11 protein-coding genes are annotated in these 12,042 nt (G+C 54.6%); 9 read left to right on the top strand and 2 right to left on the bottom strand.

The window, feature by feature from the left end; translation table 11 throughout:
• The first annotated feature begins 12 nt into the window (after positions 1-12).
• The 6 genes from M1D91_RS20275 (at position 13) to tkt (ending at position 6,797) form a co-directional block, all read left to right on the top strand.
• Complete coding sequence (locus M1D91_RS20275) at positions 13-1,731, top strand: four-carbon acid sugar kinase family protein (RefSeq protein WP_437431791.1); 1,719 nt, start codon at positions 13-15, stop codon at positions 1,729-1,731.
• 207 nt (positions 1,732-1,938) lie between these two features.
• Positions 1,939-2,955 (top strand): 2-keto-3-deoxygluconate permease, encoded by a 1,017-nt coding sequence (locus M1D91_RS20270; protein ID WP_437431792.1) that lies wholly within the window; start codon positions 1,939-1,941, stop codon positions 2,953-2,955.
• The gene (locus M1D91_RS20265) at positions 2,956-3,324 is read left to right on the top strand and encodes a PTS glucitol/sorbitol transporter subunit IIA (protein ID WP_437431793.1); all 369 of its coding nucleotides are present in this window, start codon (positions 2,956-2,958) and stop codon (positions 3,322-3,324) included. It abuts the gene before it with no gap.
• 14 nt (positions 3,325-3,338) lie between these two features.
• Positions 3,339-3,797 carry an RpiB/LacA/LacB family sugar-phosphate isomerase gene (locus M1D91_RS20260; protein WP_437431794.1) on the top strand — a complete coding sequence of 153 codons (459 nt, stop codon included), beginning with the start codon at positions 3,339-3,341 and terminating at the stop codon, positions 3,795-3,797.
• A 25-nt stretch (positions 3,798-3,822) separates the two neighbouring features.
• Positions 3,823-4,773 (top strand): transaldolase, encoded by a 951-nt coding sequence (gene tal / locus M1D91_RS20255; RefSeq protein WP_437431795.1) that lies wholly within the window; start codon positions 3,823-3,825, stop codon positions 4,771-4,773.
• Positions 4,774-4,793: 20 nt separating this feature from the next.
• Positions 4,794-6,797, top strand: a complete 2,004-nt coding sequence (tkt, locus tag M1D91_RS20250; RefSeq protein ID WP_457975826.1) for a transketolase — start codon at positions 4,794-4,796, stop codon at positions 6,795-6,797.
• A gap of 256 nt (positions 6,798-7,053) precedes the next feature.
• On the opposite strand, the gene M1D91_RS20245 is transcribed toward tkt, so the two are convergent.
• The gene (locus M1D91_RS20245) at positions 7,054-7,821 is read right to left on the bottom strand and encodes a DeoR/GlpR family DNA-binding transcription regulator (RefSeq protein ID WP_437434259.1); all 768 of its coding nucleotides are present in this window, start codon (positions 7,819-7,821) and stop codon (positions 7,054-7,056) included.
• 141 nt (positions 7,822-7,962) lie between these two features.
• On the opposite strand from M1D91_RS20245, the gene M1D91_RS20240 reads away from it, so the two are divergent.
• Complete coding sequence (locus M1D91_RS20240; RefSeq protein ID WP_437434260.1) at positions 7,963-8,367, top strand: hypothetical protein; 405 nt, start codon at positions 7,963-7,965, stop codon at positions 8,365-8,367.
• A 312-nt stretch (positions 8,368-8,679) separates the two neighbouring features.
• A complete protein-coding gene (locus tag M1D91_RS20235) occupies positions 8,680-9,861 on the top strand; it encodes an aminotransferase-like domain-containing protein (protein ID WP_437434261.1) in 1,182 nt (393 codons plus the stop codon).
• A 419-nt stretch (positions 9,862-10,280) separates the two neighbouring features.
• On the opposite strand, the gene M1D91_RS20230 is transcribed toward M1D91_RS20235, so the two are convergent.
• A complete protein-coding gene (locus M1D91_RS20230; protein WP_437434262.1) occupies positions 10,281-10,778 on the bottom strand; it encodes a M48 metallopeptidase family protein in 498 nt (165 codons plus the stop codon).
• A 68-nt stretch (positions 10,779-10,846) separates the two neighbouring features.
• On the opposite strand from M1D91_RS20230, the gene rlmG reads away from it, so the two are divergent.
• Positions 10,847-11,977, top strand: a complete 1,131-nt coding sequence (rlmG, locus tag M1D91_RS20225) for a 23S rRNA (guanine(1835)-N(2))-methyltransferase RlmG (protein WP_437434263.1) — start codon at positions 10,847-10,849, stop codon at positions 11,975-11,977.
• The last annotated feature ends 65 nt before the right edge of the window (positions 11,978-12,042 follow it).

The following is a 12,042-nucleotide window of genomic DNA, read 5'->3' as shown; positions in this document are numbered from 1 at the left end:
GAGGGGCAGAGAATGGAAAAACATCTGTTAATTAGTAAAGGAAGTAAGGGCTGGGGCGGGCCGTTAACGGTCACGCTCGGAGCGCCAAAAAAAATCGCCTATATCACGGGGGGCATTCGCCCCGCCGTGGTAGACCGTCTGAGTGAACTGACCGGCTGGCCGTCGGTCGATGTGTTCAAACACGGGGAACCGGCGGAACATGAAATGGGCATCATGGTTATCGACTGCGGCGGCACCTTGCGCTGCGGTCTCTATCCGAAACGCGGTATTCCGACCATCAACCTGCACCCCACGGGCAAAAGCGGCCCGCTGGCAGAGTACATCCATGAAGGCATCTACGTTTCCGGCGTCACGCCAGCCTGTATTGAGATGGTCTATCCGGCTGGGGAAGGCGGCAGGCTGGGGATTGTGGCTGACGACCTGACCGGCGCCACCACGGTGGGCGTGCTGCTGGCACGCAGCGGGCTGAAGACGGCCGCCTTTTTTGATACCGACTCCTTCGCCCGCAATGAAGTGGAATACCCGGCGATGGTCGTCAGCAGCGACAGTCGCCCGTTACCGAAAGCTGAAGCCCAGCAGCGGGTGAGCGCCGCCGTACAGCAACTGAAAGCCCGTGGCGCCCATTACTTCACCAAACGTATTGATACCACCCTGCGAGGTGGCATTGGCTACGAAATTGACGCCATGCTGGCGCTGTTGCCCCAGGAGACGGTTGCCGTAGTGGTGCCTGCGATGCCGCAGTCCCGCCGTATCCTGGTGGGGGGGTATTCGGTGATTGATTCGGTGGCGCTCTCCTGTACCGATGTGGCGCGCGACGTCCGTACGCCGGTCACCGAGTCCTGGGTGCCGGGCCTGCTGGCGAATCAGACGCAACATGCTGTCGGGCATATTGCGCTGGCGCAGGTGATGCAGGGCAATGCGGTTATTCAGCAGCAGTTACAGGCGCGTCAGCAGGAAGGATCGCGGGTGATTGTGGTGGATGCCATTACCCTGGACGACATCAACGCCATTGCCAGGGCGGTGGTTGATCTGAACTGGAACGTGCTGGCGGTGGATCCGGGACCCTTTACCGAAAGCCTGGCGGCACACCGTGGCCTGATGCGGGAAGAAAGACGTCCTGAGCAGCAGTCTTTAGCGCGCAGCGCCCAGCGCGGCTCGGTGGTGATCGTCGCCGGTAGTGCCACGCCGGTGACCAAAAAACAGCTCAGCCATTTGATAGCCCACGACGATCGCGTGTGCCATATCCCGGTGGATGCGGAACTGCTGGTGGATCGTAAAAATGCCGCCGGGATCGAAATCAGCCGCATCGTACAACAGGCGCAGAAGTGCGTGACGGAACACAAAAACGCGCTCTTTGTCTTTGAATCGGCCCTGACCGGCAGGCTGCTCGATCTACGCGAAGAGGAGCAACGCTTTAACCTTGATCACGGTCAGGCGGCGGAGAATATTAATAAAGGGCTCGGCAGCATTGTTAAAGAGATCCTCAATTGCGCGCCGGATGAAATTAAAGGTTTGTATATGACCGGCGGTGACACCATGGTCAACGTCCTGAAAGAACTGGGCGCGACCGGTATTGAGATGATTGATTATGTTATTCCGCAAACCGATATGGTCAGAATTATCGGTGGGGAATATGCCGGATTAGTCTGCGTGGGCAAAGGCGGATTAACCGGACCGGAAGATATTATTAGCACTATTGTTGAACATATTTATAAAGAATCACTGCAATAAAAAAACCCGGCATACGTTACGTTGTATGGGCGTTAGCTTTCCTCGCTCACCCCAGTTAATTACTGGCGTTAGCCTCCGAGGATTTGCTGCATCGTCGCCTGACAGCAACGCAACTTATTTAGGGTTAATAATAATATGCGACGCGAATAATTATTCGGGCAGTGCGTCGTGATTCATTCACTTCTGTATCCGTATGCGAGTTAACCTATGAAGATCAATATATTTGAGAAAATGAATAAGGTGCCGGGTGGGTTGATTATTATTCCGCTGCTGGTGGCGATTCTTTTAAATACATTTGCCCCTCAGGTGTTAACCATCGGCGGCCCTACCACCGCGCTATTTAAAGCGGGTTCCAGCGCCATGATGGGGATATTTCTGTTGATTTGCGGCACCTCCATTAATATTCGCCAGGCAGGGCTGCCGCTGTACAAAGGTGCGGTACTGCTGATTTTAAAATGTATCGCCGGTGCGCTGGCGGTATGGGTGGTCGGCAGTATGTTTGGACCGGTGGGGTTCCTTGGGATCTCAACCCTGGCGTTCGTCGCCTGCCTGACCAGCTCCAACAGCTCGCTCTACATCGCGCTGTGCAGTAACTACGGTGACGCCAGCGACGCCGGGGCGATTTCGGTATTCTGTATAAAAGACGGCCCCTTCGTGACCATGATGGTGCTCGGGGTGAGCGGCCTGGCAAACATTCCGTTTGCGGCACTGCTGTCTATGCTTATCCCGCTGCTGATAGGCATGCTGTGGGGCAACCTTGATGAGCGCTTCAAGCAGCTTTGCGCCTCGGCCCAGCCGCTCATCATCATCATCATGTCCTTTGCGATTGGCGCAAACTCCAGCATTAACACGGTCTTTACCGCCGGTCTGTCCGGCATCGTGCTGGGGATCATCTCGGCGGTCACCGGCATCATTTTCTACTTCCTCTATAACCTGTTCCTGAAGAAGAAAACGGCGCTGGGGGCAGCACTCGGCACCACCGCCGCCAGCTCCGCGCTTACGCCGGCGATGGTTGCCCAGGCGGACCCGTCGCTCGCTGTCTATGTGGACGCGGCCACCGCCCAGCTTGCCACCGCCAGTATCATCACCATGCTTACCGCCCCGGTGCTGGTGGCCTGGTTTGATAAACGCCTGAAGGCGCGTTCGCCGGTGGTAGAAGAGGTGCCGGGCGTGGAAGAAAAACCGCTGCCGCTCTCTTCGCCGGTCAGTAAAGGAAATAAATAAATGTTATCGCCGTTGTACCAGCTGGACATAACCTTCGTGGGCGAGTTTGTTGCGCAATATTTAAAACAGGACAAATTAATATTATTTTCTGAAGCTGTTCCGCCAGATATTGCTGACTATTGTGCCGTCCATCGGTCTGGGGAATTTCAGGATGTTTTATTACCCGGCCTTGCGTTAAAAATAAATACCACCCGCTACCGAATTACCGCCGTGGGTGAGGTGGCAACGGCGAATTTGAAACAGCTCGGTCATATTACGTTGAGTTTTGATGGCGCTATTGACGCCGAATTACCTGGCACGGTTCATCTCTGTGGACCGACGCCACAACAGATTCTCCCAGGGGATAAGATTTTTATTTCTCGTGATTAATTGAGGACACTGCTATGAAAACAATCGCTATTGGTGCGGATGATGCGGCCTACGCGTTTCGCGATGCTATTACCAGCTATTTAGCAGAGCAGGGGATCGCTGTTGTCGATTACAGCAGCGATAAACGCCCGGACACGAATTATTATCCTGATGTTGCCCATGACGTTGCGATGGCTGTTAAACAGGGTGAGCACGACCGCGCTATTTTAATGTGTGGCACCGGAATTGGCATGAGCATTGTGGCCAATAAAGTGCCGGGCGTTCGCGCCGCACAGTGCCATGACACTTTCTCCGCCGAACGGGCGCGCAAAAGTAACAATGCGCAAATCATCACCCTGGGTGCCCGCGTTATTGGTCCTGAACTGGGTAAAAAAATTATTCAGGCCTGGCTTGAATCGGAATATGAAGGGGGCGGCTCTGCGGCAAAAGTAGAACGCATTGATTATTACCAGAACCAGCATGCCAGAGACTGACGCGTCGGCGCGTAAGGAGAACCTGATGAACCAGCTAGAAGCCCTGAAAGCCGTTACCGTGGTGGTGGCTGACACCGGTGATATCGACTCAATCAAGAAGTTTGCCCCGCAGGATGCGACCACTAACCCCTCGCTGGTGCTGAAAGCGGCCCAGTTACCCCAGTACCAGGCACTGATTGCCGACGCCATAGGCAAAGCCCGTCGCCAGGGCGGTAGCGCTGAGACGCAGCTGATTAACGCCTGTGATCAGGTGGCGGTGGATATCGGCACTGAAGTCTTGCGTCACGTACCGGGGCGCATCTCAACCGAAGTGGACGCCCGGTTTGCCTGGGATCGCGGCATGTGTGTTTCCCGTGCCCGTAAGCTCATCCAGCTTTATCAGCAAAATGGCGTCGATCCGTCACGCATCCTTATCAAGCTTGCAGCTACCTGGGAGGGTATCCGTGCCGCAGAAGAGCTGGAGCAGAGCGGCATCAACTGTAACCTGACCCTGCTGTTCTCCTTTGCCCAGGCGCGAGCCTGTGCTGAAGCGGGGGTGTTTTTGATATCGCCGTTTGTCGGGCGCATCTACGACTGGTATCAGAAGAACGCGCCGCAGGCGGAATACGTGGCAGAAACCGATCCGGGCGTGAAATCGGTACGGGAGATTTACCAGTATTACAAAGCGCATGGCTATGAAACGGTGGTGATGGGTGCCAGCTTCCGTCGCATCGAGCAGATTCAGGCGCTGGCGGGCTGCGATCGTCTGACCATCTCGCCGGCGCTGCTGGATGAACTGGCCGCCTGCGAGGCACCGATGACCCGCCAGCTTAACCCAGGCTGCGTGAGCGAAAATCGTCCCAGCCCCATGAGCCAGGCTGAGTTCCTCTGGCAGCACCATCAGGACCCGATGGCGGTGGAAAAACTGGCTGAAGGGATCCGGTTGTTTGCCGCCGACCAGCTCAAACTGGAAAACATGATCCGCGACCTGCTCTGAACCGCCCGCAAGGAAAAAAGATGAACACAGCAAAATTATTGCGCCGCGAGTGCGCCAATGCCCTGCGCGCGCTTTCGATGGACGCGGTACAGAAAGCCAAATCCGGTCATCCGGGAGCCCCGATGGGTATGGCTGACATTGCCGAAGTCCTGTGGCGTGATTTCCTGAACCACAACCCGAACAACCCGGCCTGGGCCGACCGCGACCGCTTTGTGCTCTCCAACGGCCACGGCTCGATGCTGATTTACAGCCTGCTGCACCTCACCGGTTATGACCTGCCGATATCCGAGCTGAAAAACTTCCGCCAGCTGCATTCCAAAACCCCGGGCCACCCGGAAGTGGGCTACACCGCCGGTGTGGAAACCACCACCGGTCCGCTGGGGCAGGGCATTGCCAACGCCGTGGGCATGGCGATTGCCGAGAAGACTCTGGCGGCGCAGTTCAACCGTCCGGGCCACGACATCGTTGACCACTTCACCTACGCGTTCATGGGCGACGGCTGCATGATGGAAGGCATTTCTCACGAAGTGTGCTCCCTGGCCGGTACCCTGAAACTGGGTAAACTGGTGGCGTTCTATGACGACAACGGCATCTCCATCGACGGCCACGTTGAAGGCTGGTTCACCGACGACACCGCTGCCCGTTTCGAAGCCTACGGCTGGCACGTGGTGCGCGGCGTGGACGGCCACGATGCTGACGCCATTAAACGCGCCGTGGAAGAAGCGCGCGCCGTCACCGACAAACCGTCCCTGCTGATGTGCAGAACCATCATTGGTTTCGGCTCGCCGAACAAACAGGGCACCCACGACTCCCACGGTGCGCCGCTGGGCGACGCGGAAATCGCCCTGACCCGTGAGCAGCTGGGCTGGAAACACGCGGCCTTTGACATCCCGTCTGAAATTTATGCCCAGTGGGATGCGAAAGAAGCCGGTCAGGCGAAAGAGTCCGCGTGGAACGGGAAGTTCGCCGCGTACGCGAAAGCCTTCCCTGAGCAGGCCGCTGAATTCACCCGCCGTATGAAAGGCGAGATGCCGGCTGACTTTGATGCGAAAGCCAGCGAGTTCATCGCGAAACTGCAGGCTAATCCGGCGAAAATCGCCAGCCGCAAGGCGTCGCAGAATGCGATTGAAGCTTTTGGTCCGCTGTTGCCTGAGTTCCTCGGCGGCTCTGCGGACCTCGCGCCGTCTAACCTGACCCTGTGGTCCGGCTCGAAAGCGATTAACGAAGACACGGCGGGTAACTACATCCACTACGGCGTGCGCGAGTTCGGCATGACCGCGATTGCCAACGGCATCGCCCTGCACGGCGGCTTCCTGCCGTACACCTCCACCTTCCTGATGTTCGTCGAGTACGCGCGTAACGCGGTGCGTATGGCGGCCCTCATGAAGCAGCGCCAGGTGATGGTCTACACCCACGACTCCATCGGTCTGGGCGAAGACGGTCCGACGCACCAGCCGGTGGAGCAGGTGGCTTCCCTGCGCGTGACCCCGAACATGTCCACCTGGCGTCCGTGCGACCAGGTTGAATCTGCCGTTGCGTGGAAATACGGCGTGGAGCGTCAGGACGGCCCGACCGCGCTGATTCTGTCGCGTCAGAACCTGGCGCAGCAGGAGCGTACCGAAGAGCAACTGGCGAATATCGCCCGCGGTGGTTACGTACTGAAAGACAGCAACGGCCAGCCGGAGATTATCTTCATCGCCACCGGTTCTGAAGTGGAGCTGGCGGTTGCGGCATGGGAGAAACTGACTGCCGAAGGCGTGAAGGCGCGCGTGGTGTCCATGCCGTCCACCGACGCGTTCGACAGGCAGGATGCAGCTTACCGTGAATCTGTGCTGCCGAAAGCGGTGTCTGCGCGTGTTGCCATTGAAGCGGGCATTGCGGACTACTGGTACAAATACGTGGGCCTGAACGGCGCGGTCATTGGCATGACCACCTTCGGTGAGTCTGCCCCGGCGGAGCAGTTGTTTGCGATGTACGGTTTTACGACAGACAACGTGGTGAAAGTGGCAAGGTCGCTGTTGTAGCAGTTGGCCGGCACGGTGCCAGGTTTTCCCCTCACCCTGGCCCTCTCCCCGCAGGGGCGAGGGGAATGCCCGAGCGGGGTTGAGTTATCTCATCCTGTACGCGCACGGCGGGGCTTTCTCCCTCTCCCCGCAGGGGCGAGGTAACTGACCGAGCAGGTTTTCTCCCTCTCCCTGAGGGAGAGGGTCGGGGTGAGGGGGAACGAGACGCACTAATGCAATTTTCTGCTCATTTTTCTGAATCGAGCAGAAAAGAGCACTACTCTTCGGCCACCTCAATATGCATATTGAGGTGGCCGAAGTTATCCATATTTGTATCGTGGCTTACCACCACAATATCTAACTCCTCGCAGGCAACCACTTTGTAGCGTGCGACCTGAGACACTTTATCGGCCGTCACAGCGGCGATGACTTCGTTACTCTGCGCCAGCACTTCCTTTTTAAAACAGGCATCTTCGTAATAGACCGCGCTCATCCCGACCTGGGGATCAAGACCGCATACACCGATAAAGGTCTGATCGAAAATCATGCCACGGAGTTGATTCACCGGCTCTGAACCCAGCGTACTGCCGGTGTGGGCATTTACTTTTCCACCCAGCAGGATAAGTTCAATATTGACCCGCCCGCTCAGTACCGACGCTATCTGCGGAGAGTTAGTCACCACGGTCAGTTCCATATCCGCAGGCAGGGACTCAACCATCGCCACGTAGGTGGAACCTGCATCAATAAAGACGCATGCCCCCGGCCTGACAAGCTGCGCACACCGCCTGGCAACCTGCGATTTCTCTGGCATGTTCTGCGTCATCCGGGTTTCGAAACTGGCCGACTGCTTAAACTGACTGACCGCGCCACCGTAGACTTTTTTGCACAATCCCTGGCGGGCCAGCTCCTGAAGATCGCGGCGTATGGTGTGCTCTGACACCCCCAACTTACGGGCGATATCTGCACCGATAACCCTGCCGGTTTCCGTCAGTATCTGATGGATGAGAGACTGCCGTTGCTCGGGCAATGCATCATAATCAATCACATTCGATCCTCAAGTGAACATAATATTGCACAATGTAGCGTGATCTATCATAGTGTTGCGATATCCATGATACATGCTCAGGTACGCTGCAGGCGATCTCTTCTGCTTTAGGCATGACGATGACAATCATTGAGGCCCTGTATGTATCAAGCAATCATTTATCAGGAGTTGGATAACACCATGCAGACGCTTGAGCGGCTGACCCTTGCCTGGTTTGCCAGCCATAAAGACCAGCAGCAGGCCGATCTCTTTTACCGCTATATGAACCAGTCGCAATCCGGCTGTTTTAAGCAACATTACGCACGAGTGCTGGATTCTTCAATGGAGTCTTTGACCAGCGTACTACCGCAGCTTACCAACCGGCTGGCTCCGGGTGTCGCAGAGACCATTTCCACCTCTGCACTCAAGACCCGGCGTATTTTTAGTCTGATCATCTACTGGCTCATCCAGTATCACAGTGGTCACGCCAGAGACTTGCCAGAGCGTGAAGAGATGCTTGATATCTTCTCAAGCATCCTTGAGAGCACGACGCTGAAGATGTGGTGAAGCCAGAGGCATTTTCCCCTGGTATGGTTATGCGGCACATTTTGGTAACCTGCCGTTGCCGTCGTAGGGTGCGTCAACCTGCCGAAGTAAATCCTGATATTATTCGATGAAGATGCCGTTTATGGCAAAAAATTAACCTAAAAATCAGTGTAAGCGACTTTAAATTATATTTTTTCCAGAGTAAATGACGAGTGCTGGCAAGGAAGAGCACGCCGTTTACGGTCCCTTTGGATTGTTGTATAACGGAAATGATTAGCACTAAAACTATCGCAACATAATAAGAGTGAACGGCAGCAGATAAAGGGTAAGGTAATGTCAGACGAGAGAATTTCCACAAAAGTTAAGAACGTACAATCCTCTGCAATCAGGGAATTATTAAAACACAGCAAAATGCCTGGGGTAATCTCTCTCGGTGGAGGCATTCCGAATCCTGATTTATTCGACCGTGAAGGTCTGCAAATGGCGATGGACAAAGTCCTGTCAGAATCCTGGAAAGATGCCTTTCAGTATGGTCTGAGTGAAGGTAGCCCGGAACTGCGTGACGCTATTTGCCAGCTCTCTGCGCAACGCCAGATCACCTGTACCCTCGATGACGTGGTGATCACCTCCGGCTCCCAGCAATCCCTTGATATGCTTGCCCGCGTGCTGATTAATCCAGGCGACGTCATTGTAGTGGAAAGACCGACGTACCTCGCCGCGCTGCAGGTCTTTCAGCTGGCGGAAGCACGCCTGGCCTCGGTAGGGACGGATGGTGAAGGGATGATGGTTGACGAGCTGGAAACGCTGGTCCAAACCACCACCATCAAAGCCGTATACGTGGTGCCCACCTTTGGCAACCCTGGCGGTGTTACGCTCTCTGATGAGCGCCGCAAAAAACTGGTGGCACTGTCGAAACGCTACAACTTCGTCATCATTGAAGACGATCCGTACAGCGAAATTAACTTCACTGACAAGCGGTTCAAGCCCTTAACGGCGTGGGCAAAAGAGATTGATAACAGCGACAATGTTATCTACACCTCAACCTTTTCAAAAATTCTGGCACCGGGCGCCCGCGTAGGTTGGGTGATCGCCCCTGAGTGGATTAAACGCCAGATAGTGACCCTGAAACAGGCCACGGATTTGCATACCAGTTCGCTCGCCCAGTCGCTCACTTATCATTATCTGCAAACGGGTCGTCTGCCGGCGCAGCTTAAGATGATCCGCGCCTCATACAAAGAGAAGTGCGACACGCTGTGCGAACTGATTGAAACTCAACTGGGCGATCATTTGACTTTCCACCGTCCGCAGGGCGGCATGTTCCTGTGGGCGAAGTTTACCTACGAAAAGAACGCGACTGACTGGCTGAAGCAGACGCTGGCGAAAGGGGTTGTCTACGTGCCGGGGGAATTTTTCTATGCCGATAACCCGGATCACACCACGTTGCGTATGTCTTATGTGTCAGTGACGGATGAAAACCTGAAAGAGGCTGTTTCGCGCCTCAAAGCGTCACTCTGACTAAAAAAACCATGTATCCCGCCAGGGATACATGGTGAGTAAAGGGTTTATTTTCCCGGTGCAACCTGGAAAATAAACCAGCCATCTAAATGCTTCGAGAATACTTCCACATAATCTGTAAAAGTACGCCTCCATAATGATTTCTGGAACGTACTGCGTCCAATTCAAAAGTTGAATCATATGATTCAAGAAATAGGAAAGGCGTAGCCTGAAGGCGTGCTGTATAGCGTGATGTTAAATCCAATGCGTTTTATTTTCGAAGAAAAGCGTTGTTTTCCGAAAAGTTATAGAACGATGTTCAGGGTGAAGTTGCCCGGAAGAAGTGGCGTAATAAGTGTCTGCGATCTCACATTAATAACACCGGAACGAACATTAATATAAACAAACCTTAAACGAAAAGGAGCAGAGTTATTTGCAGGTTAAAGCCAGCCTTCATCCTTGCAAATAAGCCAGAGGCGCATATCAAATTCCAGTTGGTGATACTCTGGCTCCATATGGCAGCACAACTGATAAAACGCTTTGTTATGATCTTTCTCTTTCAGGTGCGCCAGTTCATGCACCACAATCATGCGTAAAAAGGACTCAGGGGCCTGACGAAACACCGTCGCAACACGTATTTCCGCTTTGGACTTTAGCTTCCCGCCCTGAACGCGGGAAACCGATGTGTGCAGCCCGAGCGCGTTCTTAAGCACATGAATTTTATTGTCATATGCCACTTTGTTAATTTGCGGCGCATTACGTAAAAACTGGTTTTTAACATCCTGAGTGTACTGGTAAAGCGCTTTATCCGTGGTGATGCCGTGTGCGTCGGGGTAACGCTTTTGAATAACCTCGCCAAGCCGGTTCTGGGTAATCAGCGTTTGCACCTGGTTTAACAGCGATTCAGGATAACCTTGTAAATAAGTCAGCGTTGTCATGGCCAGGGGTTTACATCTCCGGTTAATTAAGCGATAAAACGCGCGAATTCTAGCATTCCGGAGGGGCGATGGGCCAGATTGAGTTAATCGGACAGTCATTTGCATTAGAGCGTTTTCCACCTAATGCCGAAGAAGCGTCATTACAGGCGTGGGACGCGGCAGATGAATATTTACTGCATCAGTTAAACGATGCCGCGGGCGTTACGCTCATTTTTAATGACAGCTTTGGTGCGCTTGCCTGCGCGCTGGCAGATTGTCGACCGGTTAGCATCAACGACTCGTTCATTGCCGAGCAGGCCACCCGCCATAACCTGAGCCTGAACGGTCTGGATGAAGATGCGGTGGTATTTCTCGACAGCCTCAGCGAGTTACCTGACGCCCCGGCACGTGTTCTTATAAAAATTCCTAAACAGCTTGCCCTGCTGGAGCAGCAACTGCACGCGCTGCGCCGGGTGGTGACGCCGGAAACGCAAATTATCGCCGGTGCCAAAACCCGGGATATTCACAACTCAACGATGGCGTTGTTCGAGAAGATCCTCGGCCCCACTACCACCACCCTTGCCTGGAAAAAGGCACGACTGATCCACTGTACCTTTACTGCGCCTGAGGTTGCCGATGCGCCTGAGACCAATAACTGGAAACTGGATGGCACCGACTGGACTATCCATAACCACGCGAATGTCTTCTCCCGCAGTGGGCTGGATATTGGCGCGCGACTGTTCCTGAAGCACCTGCCGGAAAATATTGAAGGGGAACTGGCGGATCTGGGTTGCGGTAACGGTGTGATTGGACTGACGCTGCTGGCACAGAACCCGAATGCCCGCGTGCTCTTTACCGATGAATCGCACATGGCAGTGGCTTCCAGCATGATGAACGTGGAAGTGAACATGCCGGATGCGCTGTCCCGCTGTGAATTTATGGTCAACAACGGTCTTTCCGGTATTGAGCACGATCGTTTTGACGCCGTGTTATGTAACCCGCCGTTCCATCAACAGAGCGCCATTACCGACCATATCGCCTGGCAGATGTTCCATGATGCCCGCCGCAGCCTGAAATACGGCGGTGAGCTGATCGTGGTGGGTAACCGTCATCTGGATTACTTTCGCAAGCTGAAGAAGATTTTCGGTAACTGCAGCAACGTAGGGGCATCAGGTAAGTTTGCGGTGCTAAAAGCAGTGAAAACGCGCAAAAAACGGTAAGAGCCCTCACCCCGACCCTCGCCCTCAGGGCTGAGGGATCCCCACAAAATAATACGCGCGCGGAA

The organism is Enterobacter sp. SA197, assembly GCF_054131575.1.
Note: the sequence above shows the minus strand (reverse complement) of the source record. Positions and strands in the feature narration are given on the sequence as shown.

What these genes read in the sequence shown, in the direction of transcription:
- M1D91_RS20275 (WP_437431791.1), top strand. Translation starts at nt 13, where the DNA reads ATGGAAAAACATCTGTTAATTAGTAAAGGAAGTAAGGGCTGGGGCGGG.
- M1D91_RS20270 (WP_437431792.1), top strand. Translation starts at nt 1,939, where the DNA reads ATGAAGATCAATATATTTGAGAAAATGAATAAGGTGCCGGGTGGGTTG.
- M1D91_RS20265 (WP_437431793.1), top strand. Translation starts at nt 2,956, where the DNA reads ATGTTATCGCCGTTGTACCAGCTGGACATAACCTTCGTGGGCGAGTTT.
- M1D91_RS20260 (WP_437431794.1), top strand. Translation starts at nt 3,339, where the DNA reads ATGAAAACAATCGCTATTGGTGCGGATGATGCGGCCTACGCGTTTCGC.
- tal (WP_437431795.1), top strand. Translation starts at nt 3,823, where the DNA reads ATGAACCAGCTAGAAGCCCTGAAAGCCGTTACCGTGGTGGTGGCTGAC.
- tkt (WP_457975826.1), top strand. Translation starts at nt 4,794, where the DNA reads ATGAACACAGCAAAATTATTGCGCCGCGAGTGCGCCAATGCCCTGCGC.
- M1D91_RS20240 (WP_437434260.1), top strand. Translation starts at nt 7,963, where the DNA reads ATGTATCAAGCAATCATTTATCAGGAGTTGGATAACACCATGCAGACG.
- M1D91_RS20235 (WP_437434261.1), top strand. Translation starts at nt 8,680, where the DNA reads ATGTCAGACGAGAGAATTTCCACAAAAGTTAAGAACGTACAATCCTCT.
- M1D91_RS20230 (WP_437434262.1), bottom strand. Translation starts at nt 10,778, where the DNA reads ATGACAACGCTGACTTATTTACAAGGTTATCCTGAATCGCTGTTAAAC.
- rlmG (WP_437434263.1), top strand. Translation starts at nt 10,847, where the DNA reads ATGGGCCAGATTGAGTTAATCGGACAGTCATTTGCATTAGAGCGTTTT.